Raw genomic sequence first — 19,611 nt, forward strand, 5'->3', positions numbered from 1 at the left:
CAAACTAGAGAGGAAGGAAATGACAAAAAGTACAATTATTAGGAAAAGAAAAAACCCAAGTATCACAGTTCGTGTGTGATTACTTGGGTTTACATGACGTTTATGAAGCTTTAGCTGCTACTAATTCTGGAGCTTCGATGACTTCCTTTTCTTGATCTTTAAGCAGTCCGGTTGCGCCATTAGCATAGTCTTTAGGCTGTTCATTTGCGTCTTCTTGTTGCTCTTCTGCTACATCAGTCGACATTGCTGTTTTCTTATCAAACGGGTTGTCTTGCTCCGGCAGGTCAGGAAGAAGTTCAGCAGATGTCTTCGCCATATGTTGGTATAGCTTGGTGTAGTCTTTACCTAAGGTATCCAACATTTCTGCAGTCTGTGCAAAGTGATCGACAAGCTCTTGGCGTTGTTGCTCTAATTGGAATTTCGCGGCTTCTAGCTCTTTATGAACTGATTTTTGCTTCTTATATTCTGGGGTGGTTAGTCTGCTTATGACTACGCCTACAATTGTACCGACCAGCAAACCCACAATGGCATAAATCCAAGGCATAACTGCTCCTTATAGTTGTTTTAACAAGTTTTTTACTACTTAGTTACACACGGTGCATGTCCATGTTACTATGCCTTGCACAGTCGATAAAGAAAAATAGAAGCCCTGTTTATGGAGTGCAAGCACTTCTACAGAATGATACAAACTGACTGTCGCGTGACATTATTTCTCTGTTCCTCTGATACGACATATTGCTATGACACCATTAAAACGATACGAAAAAGATATTGTAGATAATGGCTTTCAGCGTGATGAAGCCCAACATAACGCCGTTGTTGCTTTAGATAAGCTCTACCACGACATTATAGCCTTCCAAGCTGCGCCAGTTCCTCAAGTTTCTAAATGGCAAAAACTATTAGGTAAGAAGCCTGAACTTCCAGAACCTCCCAAAGGATTGTATTTTTGGGGTGGTGTTGGGCGTGGGAAAACATATCTAATGGATACCTTTTATGACTCCCTTCCAACAGAGAAGAAGATGAGAGTTCACTTCCATCGATTTATGTATCGAGTCCATGATGAACTTAAGCGTCTAGGCGAAGTGGAGAATCCGTTATCTAAAGTCGCTGATTTGTTTAAGAAAGAAGCGGATATAGTTTGCTTTGATGAGTTTTTCGTGTCTGACATTACCGATGCAATGATTCTGGCAACTTTGCTACAAGAAATGTTTAAACGCCAAATGGTATTAGTGGCAACATCGAATATCGAGCCTCAGAACCTCTATCGAAATGGCTTACAACGAGCGCGTTTTATGCCAGCAATCGCAATGATTATAGAAAGATGCGAAGTGTTGAATGTAGATAGTGGTGTTGATTATCGCCTGCGTACATTAGAGCAGGCGGAGATTTATCACTACCCACTGGATGAACAAGCGTCCGTTAACCTCAAGCACTACTACCAGCAATTGATTGGCGAAAGAAAAGTTGCAGTAAGCAGCATTGAAATTAACCATCGCGAAGTGGCGGTGATTGAAGCTAGTGATGGCGTGCTACACGCTTCTTTTGAGCAACTATGCCAAACGCCCCGCAGTCAGAATGACTATATTGAATTATCTCGTATCTACCACACGGTATTGTTGGCAGATGTAAAGCAGATGGACCGTAAGATAGATGATGCCGCGCGACGCTTTATTGCATTGGTGGACGAGTTCTACGAGCGTAACGTCAAACTGATTATTTCTGCAGAAGTGGCGATGGATTCCCTTTATGCGCAAGGGCAGTTGGAATTCGAGTTTAAACGTTGTCTGTCTCGATTGACCGAGATGCAGAGCCACGAATACCTCGCTAGAGAGCATCTGGCGTAAAAATCAGCAACTCATCTTAAAAAAGTGAAGAAAAAATTCGTGATTTAACGCAAAAAAAGGTGATTTTTTCTTCGCTCTTCTCTATAATCCTGCGACCCACCGTTACTGCAGACCTGATTATCGAAGTTATTTCGACATAGAAGGTCGAGAGAACCAACGACTCGAAGGGGTGATGACTGGGCTCTTAGACAGTGTGGGAGCACTATTGGGTGTTCCTTAAAGTTTAAATTTTAATTAACGGGTTATTATTAGCATGAAAACTTTCGTTGCTAAACCAGAAACTGTAAAACGCGACTGGTACGTTGTAGACGCAGAGGGTAAAACTCTTGGTCGTCTAGCAAGTGAAATTGCATCTCGCCTACGTGGCAAACACAAAGCTGAATACACTCCTCACGTTGACACTGGTGATTACATCATCGTTATCAACGCTGAGAAAGTTGCTGTAACTGGTAACAAAGCTAAGAACAAAGTGTACTACCGTCACTCTGAATTCCCAGGTGGTCTAAAATCTATCACTTTTGAAAAGCTGATCGATCGTAAACCTGAGATGGCTCTTGAGCTTGCAGTTAAAGGCATGCTTCCACGTGGTCCTCTAGGCCGTGCTATGTACCGTAAGCTTAAAGTTTACGCGGGCGCTGAGCACAACCATGTTGCTCAACAACCACAAGTACTAGACATCTAATTGGGGATTTCGAAAATGGCAGAGAATCAATACTACGGCACTGGCCGTCGCAAAAGCTCAGCTGCGCGTGTTTTCATCAAACCAGGCAGCGGCAACATCGTAATCAACAAGCGTAGCCTTGATGAGTACTTCGGTCGTCCAACTTCTCGTATGGTTGTTAAACAACCTCTTGAGCTAGTTGAACTAACTGAGAAGCTAGACCTATACGTTACTGTTAAAGGTGGCGGTATTTCTGGTCAAGCTGGTGCTATCCGTCACGGTATCACTCGCGCTCTTATGGAATACGATGAGTCTCTACGTCCTACTCTACGTGCAGCTGGTTACGTTACTCGTGACGCTCGTTGCGTTGAACGTAAGAAAGTTGGTCTACGTAAAGCACGTCGTCGTCCACAGTTCTCTAAGCGTTAATTTCCTCTTATCGGAAATTATGCTGGTCCAGAGTTACTCTGGATACTGTGTACCAAAGCTCGGCTATATGCCGAGCTTTTTGTTTTTCAGAAGTCGGCATTTATTCATTTTCCTCCTTTCGCACTCATTTTTACTCCTTCACTTAATATCCTCGCAACATTTACTCTCTCTAATGATGAGTTTTTACGCCTTACTCGTGCTACAAAGTTTGAGTAACAAAAGTGGCGATAACCTTCACATTCTTGAAATATCTTCCTGTCTAAGCGACGGAAAATAACCGGAATACAAGGCTTTTTCTCGAATATTCAGGCGTTCTTCGTTTCGCTTTCTTGTTACAAATCACATCTATTTTTTATAATTCTGCCGCTTTTGTGACGGCGTGAGCGATTTGCCTCACAATTGTTACAAAAAGGTAGCTTTATCTTGTCAAAAAGTAGGGTTTTCTTTATCATTTCCCTCCAATAAATAGAACTAAATTCATTATTAGTTAGCCATGCTCTTATAAGCGGAATAACAACGATCCAAAGGGAGCAAATGGGAGAATGTTTGGATGAGCAACGCGCCTTTAAATAACGGTCGCAGGCGTTTTCTAACCGCTACAACGGCAGTTGTTGGTGGATTAGGGGCAGCTGCCGTCGCCGTGCCTTTTATCAAATCATGGAATCCGAGTGCCAAAGCGAAAGCTGCGGGTGCACCGGTGGAAGTGGATATCAGCAAAATTGAAGCTGGCCAGATGGTCCGTGTTGAGTGGCAAGGTAAGCCTGTATGGGTTGTACGCCGTACTCAAGAAGTGGTCGATAACCTTAAGAACATCGATGGACAGCTTCGTGACCCACAATCAGAAATGGAACAACAACCAGTTTATGCTCAGAACGCACATCGTTCGATCAAGCCTGAGTATTTCGTGGCGGTTGGCTTCTGTACTCACTTAGGTTGTTCACCTACCTATCTACCGGATACGTTCGCAGAGCAAGTTCAAGGCGTTAAGTCTGGCTTCTTCTGTCCGTGCCACGGTTCTAAATTTGATATGGCTGGTCGAGTGTTCCAGGGTGTACCTGCACCGCTGAACCTTGTGGTTCCTAAGCACATGTATTTGAGTGATACGAAGCTCATTATCGGTGTTGATGAGGGAGACGCATAATGCAAGCACTATTAGACTGGGTTGAAAAACGACTTCCAGCGATGAATGCTTATAAAAAGCATTTGTCGGAATACCCAATGCCGAAGAACTTTAACTTTTGGTACCTTTTCGGTTCTCTGGCAATGTTGGTATTGGTTAACCAAATCCTGACGGGTATTTGGCTGACTATGAACTACGTTCCTTCTGGTGAAGGCGCGTTTGCTTCTATCGAATACATCATGCGTGACGTGGAGTACGGTTGGCTGCTACGTTACATGCACTCAACTGGCGCGTCAGCGTTTTTCGTTGTGGTTTACCTGCACATGTTCCGTGGTTTGATTTACGGTTCATACCAGAAGCCTCGTGAGCTACTTTGGATCTTCGGTATGTTGATCTTCTTAGTTCTAATGGCGGAAGCTTTCATGGGTTACCTATTACCATGGGGTCAGATGTCATACTGGGGCGCTCAGGTTATCATTTCTCTGTTCGGTGCGATTCCAGTTATCGGTGACGATTTGACGCTTTGGATCCGTGGTGACTACATCATCTCTGGTGCAACGCTGAACCGTTTCTTCGCACTTCACGTAATTGCATTACCTATCGTTCTGCTTCTTTTGGTGGTACTGCACGTATTGGCGCTACATGAAGTTGGCTCAAACAACCCTGACGGTATCGAAACTAAGCTACCAAAAGGCTCGATGGGCGACGATTACCAATCGCAATTTAAGTTCCACGATTACTACTCGAAGAAATACGACATCATCGATTCGATTCCTTTCCATCCGTACGGTACGGTTAAGGACTTGGTTGGTGTGGCTGGTTTCTTGTTCTTCTTCTGTTACGTGTTGTTCTTTAACCCTGAGATGGGTGGGTACTTCCTTGAGCCGCCTAACTTTGAAGCTGCAAACCCACTGAAGACACCTGAGCATATCGCTCCTGTATGGTACTTCACTCCGTTTTACGCAATCTTGCGTGCGGTTCCTGACAAGCTATTGGGTGTAATCCTAATGGGTGCGTCAATTGCAGTATTGTTTGTTCTACCTTGGTTGGATCGCTGTAAAGTACGTTCGTACCGTTACCGTAGCAAAATCCACCTATTGAATATTGTTCAGTTCACTATCGCCTTTATTGCTCTGGGTATTTTGGGTGCACTACCGGCAACGCCGCTTTACACGATTCTGTCTCAGATCTTTAGCTTGTGTTACTTCATGTTCTTTGTACTGCTGTTCTTCTACAGCAAAAATGAAGCGACCAAACCATTACCAGAGAGGGTGACATTCAAATGAAGAAGTGGATTGTAATTCTATTTGCTATGTTGCCATCTCTAGCGATGGCAGCGGGTGCCAATGTTCCGCTAGATAAAGCGAACGTGGACCTATCGGATAAAGCTTCGCTGCAAAACGGCGCGAAGCTATTCATGAACTACTGTTTTGCTTGTCACTCAACGCAATACCAGCGTTATGAGCGAGTAGCAACGGACTTGGATATTCCAATTGACCTAATGAAAGAAAACCTGATTTTCGACCCTGAGGCGAAAGTTGGTGATCTAATGGTTAATGCGATGCCTGCGAAGCAAGCAGGGGACTGGTTTGGTGCTCCGCCACCGGATCTAACTCTAGTAGCTCGAGTGCGTGGTGCGGATTGGTTATACACTTACCTACGTGCATTCTATGTTGATCCATCCCGCCCATTCGGCGTGAACAACATGGTATTCCCAAGTGTTGGTATGCCGCATGTTCTTGAAGAGCTTCAAGGTATTCCTACACCAGTTTACAGCACGAAAGTCGTTGACGGTGAGGAAGTACAAGTGGTCGTTGGCACTGAAACGGACGGTACAGGTGAATTAAGCTCTGGTGAGTACGATAAAGCTGTTGGTGATCTAGTTAACTTCCTAGTTTACTCAGGTGACCCAGTTAAACTTGAGCGTCATGCGATGGGTTGGTGGGTTATGGGCTTCCTAGTTCTACTAACAATAGTTGTCGTGATGCTCAAGAAAGAGTATTGGCGTGATGTGCATTAATTGTGCTATCATACCGTGCTAATTCCCAATTTTAATTGATGGATAATGGAGGCTTAGCCTCCATTATTTTTATTTGTAAGTGTACTGGAGGGCTCCATGGCTGTAGCTGCCAATAAACGTTCTGTGATGACTCTTTTCTCAAGTGCATCAGATTTGTATAGCCATCAGGTTCGCATCGTACTAGCTGAAAAAGGCGTAAGTGTTGAAGTAGAGCTTGTTGATGAAGCTAACCTTCCTGCTGAGCTTGTTGAGCTAAACCCATACAAATCAGTGCCAACTCTTGTTGACCGTGAGCTAGCTCTTTACGATTCGAAAATCATCATGGAGTACTTGGACGAGCGTTTCCCTCATCCACCTCTAATGCCTGTTTACCCAGTTGCTCGTGGTAACAGCCGTCTGATGATGTACCGTATTGAACGTAACTGGTACTCACTCGCTGAGAAAGTTATGAAGGGCAACGCAGAGGAATCAGAAAAAGCACGCATTAAACTGCGTAACGATCTTCTGACTCTAGCGCCAATCTTTGCAGAGTATGAATACTTCATGAGCGAAGAATTCAGCCTAATTGACTGCTACCTAGCTCCGTTATTGTGGCGTTTACCACAACTAGGTATTGATCTAATTGGCCCAGGCTCAAAAGAGATTAAAGTTTACATGAACCGCGTATTTGAACGTGATTCATTCCTTGCTTCTCTGACTGAAGCTGAACGTGAAATGCGCCTAGTTCGCTAAGCGATTTAGATAACACGTTATGGATATTGCAAAAATGACTGCTCGCCGTCCGTATATGCTTCGCGCATTTTACGACTGGCTGGTAGACAATGACCTAACGCCACACCTTGTTGTTGATGCAACTCTACCAGGTGTACGTGTACCGGTTGAGTTTATTCAAGATGGTCAAATTATCTTGAATATTGCTCCGCGTGCTGTCGGTCAACTTGAGCTAGGTAATGATGCCATTACCTTTCACGCAAGATTCAGTGGTCGTCCTCATTCAGTTATTGTGCCTGTTTACGCTGTACACGCAATTTATGCGCGTGAAAACGGTGCAGGTACAATGTTTGAACCAGAAGAGGCGTACACTCATATTGAAGGTGAGGAGATGGTAGAAGAAGAGCAGGCACCGGCATTTAGCACGGTAAGTGACTCTTCGGAAGTGCCTCCTACTGATTCAGAACAAACTGAAGATGAAGCTCCTCGTCCGAAAGGCCGACCAAGCTTAAGAGTGATTAAATAAAAAAAGCAGCGTTATCGCTGCTTTTTTATTGCTTGTTAATTGCCAACTATTCGGTTTCTGAGGTCGTTTCACCATACTGAAAACCTTTAATTACCTGCTTTACACCAGAGATATTTCTGGCGATATCGGTGGCTCTATTCGCTTGTTCAGCGGTCACGTATCCGAACAAGAAAACTTCACTGTCTTCAGTGATTACTTTAACTTTCACACCATTGAGCTCACTATCTGTAAGCAGTGCTGATTTAACCTTTGTGGTGATCCAACTGTCGTTACTTATTTCTGTAACGCTCAGCGGTTTTTTCAACTTAATTTGGTTGTGAACATTCTTGACGCCTTCTACGTCTCGAGCTTTAGACTCTAGATCATTCACTAGCGCTTGTGTTGGTGCTTGGCCCATTAATACAACTGTTCCGTTATAAGAACTAGCCACTACACGAACTTGACCTTTAAACGGGGCTTTATTTCCTAGAGCTGCAATCTCGAACTCGATGTTGTTGTCTTGCCATATCTCTTTAGTTGTACGGGTATCAGTTACTATATTGGCTGTTGTGGCAGCCCCAGCAATAAACAACCCTGCACAACCACTTAGGCTGAACATCGTAAGTAAGATGACAAGACATCGCATCATAGCGTAATACTCTCCGGCTAGTTATTCGTCGTGTTCAGGGAAAAGCACCTGATCGGTTAAATCACACAGGCAATGCAACGTTAACATATGAACTTCATGAATACGTGCAGTTCGATGAGAAGGAATGCGAATTTCTACGTCGTTTTCGCCAAGCAGACCTGCCATCTCACCGCCATCTTTACCCGTAAGAGCGATGATCGTCATATCACGCGTTACGGCAGCTTCCATTGCTTTGATGATGTTCTTGCTATTACCACTGGTTGAAATCGCTAGTAGGATATCGCCAGGCTGACCAAAAGCACGCACCTGTTTAGAGAAGATCTCTTGGTAGTGGTAGTCGTTGGCGACGGCAGTCAACGTCGTGTTGTCTGCTGTTAGGGCCATTGCTGGTAGGCTAGGGCGTTCAGTCTCGAATCGGTTTAAAAGGCATGAAACAAACTGCTGAGAGTTCGACGCGCTGCCACCGTTGCCACAACATAGAATTTTATTGCCATTGAGCAAACTCGAGACCATGGCTTGAGCTGCATGAGTAATGGCGTCTGGCAGTGCTTCTGCTGCCGCAATTTGAATTTGAATACTTTCTGTAAAACTGTCTTTAATGCTGTCTAGCATCGTTTATCCTTCAGAGATTGCATTTTGTATCCAGTTGATGTCTCGACCACTGTCGTGAATGGCGACCACATCAAACCGATAATCGATATTGTACGCCGAGCGCTGTTGCTGGCTTAGCCAAATTTGGGCTGTTTTGACTAGTTTACGCATTTTTGCGCGGGTGACCATTTCTGCTGCTGAGCCAAAGCTATCATTCTTACGATATTTGACCTCAACAAAGACGATAGTTTCACCTTGTTGGAAGATTAAATCAATTTCGCCGACTTTAGTCAGATAATTTTGATCTAACAAGCGCAAACCCTGGCGCTGCAAATACTGCTTCGCCAGGGTTTCGTATTGATTACCAATTTGTCGCTTACTAAAGAGCCCCACGCTCAGCCCAGCTCAACTCGCGTTGTACGACACAGTTGTTATCAATACTTAGGGTGCCTGTTTGGCCCGGTACGGAGTAGCCTGGAACCACCTTCATTTGTGGTAATTCGCCCATCAGTTTGTAAGCATCCATACCTAGAGCCTCTAGACGTTTTTCCATATTTGACTGGTTTGGCCAAAGCTCTGTCATTTCAGCTTTCACTGTTGGGTCTGCATCAATTAGCAATGGAATATCACTGTAAATAATCCCCGTGAGATCCTCATATACAGTATCACCACTATTGCTGCGCGAGTTAGAGAATAGCTGCGGCGGTTTTGCGTCAGGGTTGATTGCAACTTCGATAAATGGCTTGATGAGCGTCAACTCGGAACTGCGTGCAACAATGTATACCGCATCAACATCTCTTCGGCTGCGAGGTTGAGTTTCTAGCGGGGTGCGTAGCAGTGATTGCATTTGAGCGATACGTTGCTGGCTTTCTTGTAGACCAAAAACTCCGTTGATATTTTTTTGCAATTGGCGTTTATCACCAAAGTAGCTAGTTGCCACTTTGTTTGAACTGTACTTAGCCCATTCGGCATTAAAGGCTTCAACAACACGTTGACCAAATGAACCACTTGGCGCGAGAATCATTGGGAACTGATAACCTTGGCTGAATAGGTGTTTCGCTGCTTGTGCAACTTCTTGTTCAGGTGAGAGTGCTAGGTAGCAAATTTCATTACCAGGTTGTACATCTTCTGGGATGTTGAGTGCCAAGGCTGGAATGTGTGGGCCATTTGAGGTGCCATCCAAGCTTGTTTGTAGCAAAGTCACGTTTTCTTTTTGCAATGGTCCTACAACGAAGTCGATACGATCATCGATAAGTCTTTGCTTGATTTCATCAGCGCTGTACGCATGGGTATCAATGACTGTTAGCGTAGCGTTAGGATCACGATACTCATCATTCATCATGGCAAAAATAAAGCCATCTCGAATCAATTGAGCTTGAGGGGCGAACTTACCGGTAAGCGGAAGTAATAAGGCTGTATTGTTTGGCTTAACAATCTCTAACGCCAAAATATTTTTGATTTCCGTAGGTGTATAAACGGCTGCTGGGTGCGATGGGTTTTCGCTCAACCAGCGTTCAAGCGTGTTTTTTAATTGAGGTATATTGCCTGCAAGTGTTTTCGCGTAAATTGCTAGCTGAAGCCAGCCATCTAGAACATCTTCACTCGCTTCTGTGCGCAGTGAGGTCAGCTCATATTCTGAATAACTTGCAAAGTTCATCCAGATTCGACTTGAAATAGCGGCTTGCTCAGATGGCGATGAGTACTGACTAAGAGCAACCAGTTGTCGGTTTGCATCAAAGGGTTTGTGCAAGCTTTGGAAGGCATCCGCACGAAGGGAGTAATAATCTTTCCACTGCTCCGTTGGTAGTTTCCACCACGGCTGAAAGTTCAACTCTTGCAATAGCTGCTGGTAATTGCCCTGTTTCTGTTTCAACGTCGCACGTGTTAATTGCCACTCAGCTTGTTGTACGTCAGTAAGTTGTTGGCGTGAAAGACGTTTTAGTAGTAACTCAGCTTGATCGAATTCATTTGCCTGGATAGCAGCCTTAGAAGCCATAATAAGCCAATCATTCTGTAGGCTACCTTCAGTGCTATCTGCTTGAATCATGTAGTTTTGAACTGACTGGGTTGGCTCTAGCGTAATGTCTACGCTGTCTGGTTGCTTTGGACCAGAGGAACAAGCTGCCAACGTAATTGCCAGTGCAACAGGAGTGAGTAAGCGTGGTACACTGAGTCTCTTATGGTTCATCATTGCCGTGAGTTCTCTATAATTTTGTACAAAATTGTCTCTATATTAATCGTTGAAGTGATGCTAAACAAATGACAGATAAAAATAAGTTGCCAAATGAGGGGCCAACTCTCTACATCGTACCGACTCCAATCGGAAATTTAGCGGATATCACACAACGCGCTATCGAAGTTCTGTCGAATGTGGACATCATTGCCGCAGAGGATACTCGACATACGGGCAAATTACTGTCTCACTTCAATATCCAAACTAAAACTTTTGCTTTGCATGATCACAATGAGCAGCAAAAAGCGCAAGCCTTGGTCGAAAAACTACTTTCAGGTCAGTCTATTGCTTTAGTCTCTGACGCTGGAACGCCACTAATTAGCGATCCAGGGTACCATTTGGTAACAAAATGTCGTCAAGCGGGCGTAAGAGTTGTGCCTCTTCCTGGTGCGTGTGCAGTCATCACTGCGTTAAGTGCTTCTGGTTTACCATCAGATCGTTTCAGCTTTGAAGGCTTTCTACCACCGAAAAGCAAAGGTCGTAAAGACAAGTTCTTGGAAATTGCGTCAGTGGAACGCACTTGTATCTTCTATGAGTCACCACACCGTATTTTAGACTCTCTACAAGATATGTTAGATGTTCTTGGTCCTGAACGAGAAGTTGTCTTGGCGCGTGAGCTAACGAAAACCTTTGAAACCATTCAAGGAATGCCTCTAGGTGAACTGATTGAGTGGGTCAAGAGTGATGACAACCAACAGCGCGGTGAGATGGTGCTGCTTATCCACGGTCACCGTGATTCAACCGAAGATACCTTGCCAGATGAAGCAACCCGTACGCTGGGTATTTTGACGAAAGAGCTGCCATTGAAGAAAGCCGCAGCACTTGCCGCAGAGATCTATAGCCTCAAGAAAAACGCACTGTATAAGTGGGGTTTAGAGAATCTGGGCTAGAAGCTCTCAGAACGCTGACACTTCAGGAATGCTTCGCTTCGAGAGGCGAGGGCCGAGAAGTGGGCTTTAGTAGTTTCGTTCAAGAGTCGTTAGCTTTCAGAGTTGTTTAGATAAGATTGATAAGGGGAGTCGTTAACGCGGCTCCCCTTTTGCTTATGGAAGTTGGCGCTTCGGGAGCACTCTGCTTTTAGAGCGCTGCCTTTTTGACCACTTAACCGACCGTTTTCAGCATTTCTGTGATCTCACTAGACTCTTAGGGGATAACTCTATACAATCCGCCCTCGGAGCTGACTGGGTAGTCGCTGCTTTGTTGATGTCCTTCGGGAGACTGACGTCGAAGTCCCTTTGGGAGACTGACGTTGACGTCCTTCGGGAGACTGACAAAGGGGAGGAAAGTCCGGGCTTCATAGAGCAAGGTGCCAGGTAACGCCTGGGGGGCGCAAGCCTACGACAAGTGCAGCAGAGAGAAGACCGCCGATGGCCCTAGGGCACAGGTAAGGGTGAAAGGGTGCGGTAAGAGCGCACCGGACGACTAGTAATAGTTCGTAGCAGGGTAAACTCCACCTGAAGCAAGACCAAATAGGCCTCCACATTGCGTTGCTCGCGTAAGGAGGCGGGTAGGTTGCTCGAGCCAGTGAGTGATTGCTGGCCTAGACGAATGGCTACCGCCGCGCAAGCGGAACAGAACCCGGCTTATGTGTCGGCTCCACCTATTCGAGACCCATCATTACTTCGGTAGTGATGGGTTTTTTGCATTTTATTGACGCAAACTATGTCATTACCAATAAACTTGGCGCTGAATCACGTCTAACTTTAGACTTGTAGTGGCGATGATGTGGGAAATCAGTACACTAGGTCTACATGCCCTAGAAATCGCTTCAAGATCATTCAACGAGAAAGCTATGACCGAAACATTCCAACATATCTCTGTGTTATTAAATGAGTCCATTGATGGCTTGGCTATCAAACCCGACGGTACCTATATCGATGGAACATTTGGCCGTGGTGGTCACAGCAGAACAATCTTGTCGAAACTAGGTGAAAACGGCCGACTATACAGCATCGATCGTGACCCGCAGGCAATCGCTGAAGCGGGAAAAATCGACGACCCGCGCTTCACCATCATTCATGGCCCATTCTCAGGTATGGCGAAATACGCAGAAGAGTATGGCCTTGTTGGTAAAGTGGACGGTGTATTGCTAGACCTTGGTGTTTCTTCCCCGCAACTCGATGATGCTGAACGTGGTTTTAGCTTTATGAAAGATGGTCCGCTAGACATGCGCATGGACCCAACATCAGGTATTCCCGTATCTCAATGGCTCATGGAAGCCGACTTAGATGATATTACTTGGGTGATTCGTGAGTTTGGTGAAGATAAGCATGCTCGTCGTATTGCAAAAGCAATCGTGGCATACCGTGAAGATGAAGAGAACGAGCCAATGGTTCGTACTGGTCAGTTAGCCAAGCTGATTTCAGATGCGGCGCCAAAAAGTTTCAAAGAGAAAAAGCACCCAGCGACTCGTGCTTTCCAAGCATTCCGTATTTACATCAACAGTGAACTAGAAGAAATTGATACAGCACTGAAAGGCGCTGCGAGCATTCTGGCACCAGAAGGTCGTTTGTCAGTGATCAGCTTCCACTCGTTGGAAGACCGCATGGTAAAACGCTTCATCCGCAAAGAAAGTAAAGGCCCTGAAGTGCCACATGGGATCCCGATGACAGAAGAGCAAATTCGCGCACTTGGTAGCGCGAACATGAAGCCTATTGGTAAAGCGATTAAGCCTACCAAGCAAGAGATTGAGATGAACCCGCGCTCTCGTAGTTCAGTTCTTCGTATTGCAGAAAAACTGTAATAATCATGACGAAAACCACTCCTAACCTCGCTAAATTGATCGCAATGGATTTGATAACCGTTGGTCGATGGTCCTTATTGCTGATGTTGTTGATATTTGCATCTGCAATGGGGGTGGTTTTTGCTACTCATCACGCTCGCCAAGCGATTACTGAAAAAGATCTCACTTTAGTTGAGCGAGAACGTTTAGATAATGAGTGGCGCAACTTGATGCTAGAGGAAACCGCGCTCGCAGAGCACAGTCGTGTTCAAGACCTAGCTAAAAAAGAGTTAGAAATGAAGCGTCCTGATGGCGATAAAGAAGTGGTGATCACACTAAAATGATTGGAAAGAAAACCAAGACTAAGCAAGGGAAGACTTCCTCCTCAAAGCCAAAGGTCGATAAGAAAGACACATTGACTAAATCGAGTTCTCCTCAAGCAGTCGATAACCCGTTCTTAATTCGATGGCGATTTCACCTCTTACTATTCTTCGTTTTTTGTGCTTTTGCACTGCTGGTTGGCCGAGTTGCATACATACAGGTTGTTGAGCCAGATAACCTGATCAAACAAGGTGACTTACGCTCTGTGCGCGTTAAGTCTCTTCCATCTGCTCGAGGAATCATCTCTGACCAAAATGGAGAGCCTCTTGCTGTCAGTGTACCTGTTGAAGCCGTTTGGGCCGATCCTGCTACAATTTTCAAAGATAAAGCGCTAGACCAAGTTCAGAGCTGGTACGCCTTAGCGGACGTACTGGGTTTAGATCGTCAAGGCTTGATTGAAAAAATCAAAAAGAACGAAAAGCGCCGTTTTATCTACTTGCAACGCCAAGTGAGCCCAGCGATGGCAAACTACATTCGTGAGTTGAAGTTGCCAGGCGTTGGGCTTAAGTCAGAATCACGTCGTTATTATCCAGCAGGGGAAGTGAGTGCACACCTTGTGGGCGTTACAGGTATCGACGGACACGGCCTAGAAGGGGTTGAGCGTAGTTATGATAAATGGCTTACAGGCGAAGCTGGCAAAAAAACAATTCGAAAAGACCGATACGGACGAGTTGTTGAAAATATTTCTCTAGAGGAAAAGGAAGAAGGTAAGCCTCTACAGTTAACGATCGATCAAAGACTACAAGCCATCGCATACCGCGCAATTAAGCAAGCGGTCGCTGACCATCGGGCGACATCGGGGTCTGCAGTTATGTTAGATGTTAAAACGGGCGCAGTATTAGCCATGGTAAACGCACCGTCTTACAACCCAAACAACCGCAGTGATTGGCAGAGCTATAAGATGCGTAATCGCATTATTACCGATTCCATGGAGCCTGGTTCAACGATCAAACCATTTGTTATTCTTGCAGCGCTTGAAAACGGTGTTGCTGACAAGGATACCATTGTCGATACCGGGAACGGTATCCTTCAGCTAGGTGGTAGTCGAGTCCGAGATGTATCGAAAGTTGGCAAAGCGAGCCTGACTGAAATTCTTAAGAAGTCGAGTAACATTGGTGTGACTAAGTTGGCGATGCAGATGCCAGTAGAAGCCTTACTTGGACTGTATAGTTCGGTTGGTCTCGGTGAAGTATCAGGGCTCAACCTAGTTGGTGAGGTAACTGGTATATTTCCGACCAGAACGCGTTGGTCTCCAATTGAACGTGCCACCATTGCCTTTGGTTACGGCTTGTCGATAACTCCAATTCAACTTGCACATGCCTATGCGACATTGGGGAATTTAGGTAAGTACGAGCCTATTCATATTATCGAGAGCAACGATCGAGATATGTCTCGCCAGGTGGTCAGTAAAGAACATGCTCGTCAAGTTCTGGATATGCTCGAAACCGTAACTCAGAAAGGTGGTTCAGCTCGTCGAGCTGCGGTGCCTGGGTACCGAGTTGGAGCAAAGACAGGTACGTCACGTAAGGCCGCCGCTGGTGGTTACAGTGATGAATACATTACGTATACCGCAGGCCTCGCACCCGTGAGTGATCCGCGAGTTGCATTAGTGGTGATTGTTAACGAACCGCAAGGTGATGATTACTATGGTGGTTCAGTCGCATCGCCTGTCTTTTCGGAAATCATGAAGGGCGCATTACAAATCCTTAATGTTGCCCCAGACGAAAATAAATTCCAGCAGTAGGTGTGAACCTGCTGCGATAGCATTAAGAGTTGGGCTGTAGCTCGGAGAACAGATATGACTAAAGCCATCAGTATGGACACGCTGCTTTCAAATTGGGTTGATTGCTCCAGCCTGTCGTCGATTATTGTCTCTGAATTGGAACTCGACAGTCGTAGAGTCCAATCAGGCACTACCTTTGTTGCCATTATTGGTCACGTTGTGGATGGACGTAAGTTTATCCCAGCAGCAATTGAACAAGGTGCAAATGCGGTTCTTGCTCAGGCATGTGACCTAAAAACGCATGGCATGATTGAGATTGTTGATGACGTACCCGTGATATACCTCGACGCGTTGGACAAGTGCTTATCTGAAATTGCTGGTCATTTGTATCCTTACCCAAATATGGATTTGATCGGTGTCACCGGCACAAACGGTAAAACCACCATCACTCAGCTCATTGCACAATGGATTGATTTAATTGGTTCAAAAGCGGCAGTCATGGGCACTACTGGCAATGGCTTCCTTAATAGCCTACAAGAAGCTGCAAACACCACCGGTAATGCGGTCGAAATTCAAAAGACATTATCTTCTCTAGCGGAGCAAAATGCGCAATACACAGCGCTTGAAGTTTCTTCTCATGGTTTGATTCAAGGTCGCGTTAAAGCGTTATCTTTTGCGGTGGGCGTATTTACCAACCTAAGTCGTGATCACTTGGATTACCATGGCACGATGGAAGAGTATGCAAACGCGAAGCTCACTTTGTTTACTCAGCATCAATGCACTCACGCGATTATCAACGTCGATGACAAAGTAGGAGCTGCATGGGCGAAGCAATTGAACAACGCGCTTGCCGTATCACTTAAACCAACCACAGAATTTTCTCAGAGCGTATATGCAAACCACATCAAGTATGCGGAATCTGGCATTACGATTGAATTTGATGGCAAGTTTGGTGAAGGAACCTTGCATGCGCCGCTTATTGGCGAGTTCAATGCGGCGAACTTGATGTTGGCCTTCTCAACGCTGCTTAGCCTCGGTTTTAATAAGCAAGATTTACTAACGACAGCAAGCCAATTGCAGCCAGTCTTAGGGCGCATGGAATTATTCCAATCAAGTGGTAATGCAAAAGTGGTGGTGGATTACGCGCATACTCCAGATGCTCTAGAGAAAGCATTACAAGCTCTGCGTGTTCATTGTCAAGGTGAACTGTGGGCAATTTTTGGCTGCGGTGGCGATCGCGATGCGGGTAAACGCCCGATGATGGCGGAAATTGCCGAACGTTTGGGTGACAAAGTTGTGCTTACTGATGACAACCCACGCAGTGAAGATCCAGCGCTGATCATGAAAGACATGCTGGCTGGTCTAACGAAACCGGCTGAGGCGATTGTGCAGCATGACCGTTTTAAAGCGTTGTCTTACGCCCTTGAGCATGCTTCTTCGCAAGACATTATCCTTCTGGCGGGTAAAGGCCATGAGGATTACCAAATTCTAAATTCTGGAACCGTCCATTACTCTGACCGCGAGTCAGCCATGACACTATTGGGGCTTTCATCATGATCACAGTAATGCTTTCTCAAATTGCGGACATCACCGGCGGTGAGCTAGTTGGCAATGATCTATCTATTGAGTCTGTTTCGACCGACACTCGAGCTATCGAACAAGGCGCTTTATTTGTTGCTTTGGTTGGAGAACGTTTTGATGCTCACGATTTTTGCCACCAAGCGGTGGAGTCCGGTGCGGGCGCATTATTGGTACAAAAGCGTGTTAATGTGAATGTACCTCAAGTCGTTGTTGACGATAGTAAGATCGCGTTGGGTGATGTGGCTGCCTGGGTTCATAAGCAGTGTGGAACCCCAACCGTCGCGATCACTGGCAGTTGTGGCAAAACGACAGTGAAAGAGATGGTGGCGAGTATTCTTCAGTCAAAAGGCCAAGTGTTGTTTACTGCTGGCAATTTTAATAATGATATCGGTGTGCCATTAACACTGCTTCGTTCTCAGCCGTCAGATGATTACGCTGTGATTGAGTTAGGAGCAAACCATATTGGTGAAATTGCTTATACTACTCAACTCGTCAATCCTGACATTGCGTTGGTTAATAATGTGGCAGCTGCCCACCTAGAAGGGTTCGGGTCAATCGATGGTGTTAAGCAAGCTAAAGGTGAGATTTATCAGGGCTTGCCATCAAACGGTGTCGCGATCGTAAATTTAGACAGTCAGGGTGAGGTAATGTGGAAAGAGGTATTGTCTGACAAGCATGTCATTACATTTTCACAAAATCATTCAAATGCTGACTATTATGCGTCTAATATCGTTTTAAATACCTCAGGAGAAGCGAGCTTTGTTCTCCATGATCAACCTCGGCAGCAGAGCTGCTCAATTGAATTGGGTATTATCGGTCAGCATAACGTTGCAAATGCCATCGCTGCTTCCATCATTGCTTTTAATATGGGCGCGAAGGTCGAGGATATTCAAGCTGGTCTGAAGAACTTAAGTAAAGTAAAAGGCCGAGTTGAAGTTGAGCAACTTAATGCTCACGTTAAATTGATCGATGATAGCTATAACGCAAGTGTTCCGGCAATGAAAGCCGCCGTTGATCTTCTTGGTACGTTTCAAGGCCAACGTTGGTTGATTTTGGGCAATATGGCGGAATTGGGAGACGAAAGTCTTGCACTTCATCGTCAAGTCGGAGAACATGCTGCCCCACAAAATTTTGAACATGTGTTGACGTATGGCTGTGATGCAAAGGTTATTAGTGACCTTTGTTCCGGCGTTCATTTTGAAACACATGAAGCGATGATTGACTACATCAAGCAGCACCTTACCCTCGCTAGTTCTGACAACCATACCGTTCTGGTTAAAGGTGCAAACAGTGCGGGAATGTTTAAAATAGCGGCTGCTTTGAAGGAGTATTTTTAATGATTATTTGGCTTGCCGAGCTGCTACAGCCATACTTTTCTTTCTTTCGATTGTTCGAATACCTTTCTTTCCGAGCGATTTTAAGCGTACTAACTGCACTTGGCTTATCTCTTTGGATGGGGCCAATCATGATCAAGCGACTACAGTTGTTGCAAATCGGTCAGGTCGTACGTAACGAAGGTCCAGAATCTCACTTTAGCAAACGTGGTACTCCAACAATGGGTGGTATCATGATTTTGGCTGCAATTTCTATTACCATTCTTCTTTGGACTGACTTATCTAACCCTTACGTATGGGCGGTATTAACCGTGTTATTAGGCTATGGGGCTGTGGGTTTCGTTGATGATTATCGAAAAGTTGTTCGTAAGAACACCGATGGTCTAGTCGCTCGTTGGAAGTATTTTTGGCAGTCATTGATCGCGTTTGTTGTCGCGTTCGCACTGTACGCATACGGTAAAGACACTGCTGCTACTCAGCTGGTGGTGCCATTCTTTAAAGACATCATGCCTCAGCTAGGATTTATGTACATAATCCTGACCTATTTCGTGATTGTTGGTACGAGTAATGCCGTGAACTTGACCGATGGTCTAGATGGTTTGGCGATCTTACCTACGGTTTTGGTTTCTGCCGGCTTTGCTGTGATTGCGTGGGCAACAGGTAATATCAATTTCTCAGAGTATCTACATATTCCGTACCTTCCTCACGCCTCTGAATTGGTTGTCGTCTGTACGGCGATTGTTGGAGCTGGCCTAGGTTTCTTGTGGTTTAACACTTATCCTGCCCAGGTTTTCATGGGTGATGTCGGTTCACTAGCACTTGGTGGAGCACTCGGGACGATTGCAGTACTGGTTCGCCAAGAGCTCGTTCTGGTTATCATGGGTGGTGTGTTTGTAATGGAAACATTATCGGTAATCTTGCAGGTCGGTTCTTACAAACTGCGTGGGCAGCGTATCTTCCGAATGGCACCAATTCATCATCACTACGAGTTGAAAGGCTGGCCAGAGCCTCGTGTTATTGTACGCTTCTGGATTATTTCTATTGTTCTTGTCTTAATTGGGCTAGCAACACTTAAAGTTCGTTAATTTTTGGACAGGCTTACTGTTT

20 protein-coding genes and 1 other RNA gene are annotated in these 19,611 nt (G+C 45.3%); 16 read left to right on the forward strand and 5 right to left on the reverse strand.

Translation table 11 applies throughout. The features are described from left to right. Window positions 1-100: 100 nt before the first annotated feature. Window positions 101-544: a Z-ring associated protein ZapG gene (gene zapG / locus J4N37_RS01925; RefSeq protein ID WP_252041565.1), complete on the reverse strand. Its 444-nt coding sequence runs from the start codon at window positions 542-544 to the stop codon at window positions 101-103. A 196-nt stretch (window positions 545-740) separates the two neighbouring features. On the opposite strand from zapG, the gene zapE reads away from it, so the two are divergent. From zapE to sspB, 8 genes are all read left to right on the forward strand, one after another. Continuing rightward, window positions 741-1,844, forward strand: coding sequence for a cell division protein ZapE (gene zapE / locus J4N37_RS01930; RefSeq protein ID WP_045386526.1), 1,104 nt, complete (start codon window positions 741-743; stop codon window positions 1,842-1,844). A gap of 253 nt (window positions 1,845-2,097) precedes the next feature. Next, window positions 2,098-2,526, forward strand: coding sequence for a 50S ribosomal protein L13 (gene rplM, locus J4N37_RS01935; protein ID WP_005372872.1), 429 nt, complete (start codon window positions 2,098-2,100; stop codon window positions 2,524-2,526). 15 nt (window positions 2,527-2,541) lie between these two features. Further along, complete coding sequence (gene rpsI, locus J4N37_RS01940) at window positions 2,542-2,934, forward strand: 30S ribosomal protein S9 (protein ID WP_005436094.1); 393 nt, start codon at window positions 2,542-2,544, stop codon at window positions 2,932-2,934. Window positions 2,935-3,484: 550 nt separating this feature from the next. Further along, the gene (petA, locus tag J4N37_RS01945) at window positions 3,485-4,075 is read left to right on the forward strand and encodes a ubiquinol-cytochrome c reductase iron-sulfur subunit (protein WP_010445834.1); all 591 of its coding nucleotides are present in this window, start codon (window positions 3,485-3,487) and stop codon (window positions 4,073-4,075) included. Next, the gene (locus J4N37_RS01950) at window positions 4,075-5,340 is read left to right on the forward strand and encodes a cytochrome b (RefSeq protein WP_010445835.1); all 1,266 of its coding nucleotides are present in this window, start codon (window positions 4,075-4,077) and stop codon (window positions 5,338-5,340) included. The genes petA and J4N37_RS01950 overlap by 1 nt, the downstream gene beginning before the upstream one ends. Beyond that, window positions 5,337-6,074, forward strand: a complete 738-nt coding sequence (locus J4N37_RS01955; protein ID WP_252041566.1) for a cytochrome c1 — start codon at window positions 5,337-5,339, stop codon at window positions 6,072-6,074. Before J4N37_RS01950 ends, J4N37_RS01955 begins: the two co-directional genes overlap by 4 nt. A gap of 96 nt (window positions 6,075-6,170) precedes the next feature. Next, a complete protein-coding gene (gene sspA / locus J4N37_RS01960) occupies window positions 6,171-6,806 on the forward strand; it encodes a stringent starvation protein SspA (RefSeq protein ID WP_010445837.1) in 636 nt (211 codons plus the stop codon). Between the two features lie 19 nt (window positions 6,807-6,825). Beyond that, complete coding sequence (sspB, locus tag J4N37_RS01965) at window positions 6,826-7,311, forward strand: ClpXP protease specificity-enhancing factor (protein WP_045386530.1); 486 nt, start codon at window positions 6,826-6,828, stop codon at window positions 7,309-7,311. A gap of 46 nt (window positions 7,312-7,357) precedes the next feature. Here the strand turns inward: sspB and J4N37_RS01970 are convergent, their stop codons facing one another. Genes J4N37_RS01970 through J4N37_RS01985 form a run of 4 tightly spaced genes read right to left on the reverse strand, consistent with a single transcriptional unit; the run spans window position 7,358 to window position 10,721 of the window. Next, a complete protein-coding gene (locus J4N37_RS01970; RefSeq protein WP_045386532.1) occupies window positions 7,358-7,939 on the reverse strand; it encodes a BON domain-containing protein in 582 nt (193 codons plus the stop codon). Between the two features lie 21 nt (window positions 7,940-7,960). After that, window positions 7,961-8,551 carry a phosphoheptose isomerase gene (locus J4N37_RS01975; RefSeq protein WP_252041567.1) on the reverse strand — a complete coding sequence of 197 codons (591 nt, stop codon included), beginning with the start codon at window positions 8,549-8,551 and terminating at the stop codon, window positions 7,961-7,963. Window positions 8,552-8,554: 3 nt separating this feature from the next. Continuing rightward, window positions 8,555-8,923 carry a YraN family protein gene (locus J4N37_RS01980; protein ID WP_252041568.1) on the reverse strand — a complete coding sequence of 123 codons (369 nt, stop codon included), beginning with the start codon at window positions 8,921-8,923 and terminating at the stop codon, window positions 8,555-8,557. Further along, window positions 8,910-10,721, reverse strand: a complete 1,812-nt coding sequence (locus tag J4N37_RS01985; protein WP_010445842.1) for a penicillin-binding protein activator — start codon at window positions 10,719-10,721, stop codon at window positions 8,910-8,912. Before J4N37_RS01985 ends, J4N37_RS01980 begins: the two co-directional genes overlap by 14 nt. A gap of 68 nt (window positions 10,722-10,789) precedes the next feature. Here J4N37_RS01985 and rsmI point away from each other — a divergent pair, with 68 nt between their 5' ends. The 8 genes from rsmI (at window position 10,790) to mraY (ending at window position 19,589) form a co-directional block, all read left to right on the forward strand. Next, on the forward strand, window positions 10,790-11,653 hold the full coding sequence (gene rsmI / locus J4N37_RS01990) for a 16S rRNA (cytidine(1402)-2'-O)-methyltransferase (protein ID WP_010445844.1): 864 nt from the start codon (window positions 10,790-10,792) through the stop codon (window positions 11,651-11,653). Between the two features lie 283 nt (window positions 11,654-11,936). Then, window positions 11,937-12,365: RNase P RNA component class A (gene rnpB, locus J4N37_RS01995), an RNA gene on the forward strand. A 190-nt stretch (window positions 12,366-12,555) separates the two neighbouring features. Beyond that, entirely contained in the window at window positions 12,556-13,506 is a 951-nt protein-coding gene (gene rsmH / locus J4N37_RS02000; RefSeq protein ID WP_010445846.1) for a 16S rRNA (cytosine(1402)-N(4))-methyltransferase RsmH, read from the forward strand. A 5-nt stretch (window positions 13,507-13,511) separates the two neighbouring features. Then, entirely contained in the window at window positions 13,512-13,829 is a 318-nt protein-coding gene (ftsL, locus tag J4N37_RS02005; protein WP_010445849.1) for a cell division protein FtsL, read from the forward strand. Then, on the forward strand, window positions 13,826-15,610 hold the full coding sequence (locus tag J4N37_RS02010; protein WP_010445851.1) for a penicillin-binding transpeptidase domain-containing protein: 1,785 nt from the start codon (window positions 13,826-13,828) through the stop codon (window positions 15,608-15,610). The genes ftsL and J4N37_RS02010 overlap by 4 nt, the downstream gene beginning before the upstream one ends. 54 nt (window positions 15,611-15,664) lie before the next feature. After that, entirely contained in the window at window positions 15,665-17,146 is a 1,482-nt protein-coding gene (gene murE / locus J4N37_RS02015) for a UDP-N-acetylmuramoyl-L-alanyl-D-glutamate--2,6-diaminopimelate ligase (protein WP_252041570.1), read from the forward strand. Next, the gene (locus tag J4N37_RS02020; RefSeq protein ID WP_252041572.1) at window positions 17,143-18,507 is read left to right on the forward strand and encodes a UDP-N-acetylmuramoyl-tripeptide--D-alanyl-D-alanine ligase; all 1,365 of its coding nucleotides are present in this window, start codon (window positions 17,143-17,145) and stop codon (window positions 18,505-18,507) included. The genes murE and J4N37_RS02020 overlap by 4 nt, the downstream gene beginning before the upstream one ends. Continuing rightward, window positions 18,507-19,589, forward strand: coding sequence for a phospho-N-acetylmuramoyl-pentapeptide-transferase (gene mraY / locus J4N37_RS02025; RefSeq protein WP_252041574.1), 1,083 nt, complete (start codon window positions 18,507-18,509; stop codon window positions 19,587-19,589). The genes J4N37_RS02020 and mraY overlap by 1 nt, the downstream gene beginning before the upstream one ends. Window positions 19,590-19,611 lie beyond the last annotated feature (22 nt).

This window comes from Vibrio sp. SCSIO 43153 (genome assembly GCF_023716625.1).
GTDB lineage: Bacteria > Pseudomonadota > Gammaproteobacteria > Enterobacterales > Vibrionaceae > Vibrio > Vibrio rotiferianus.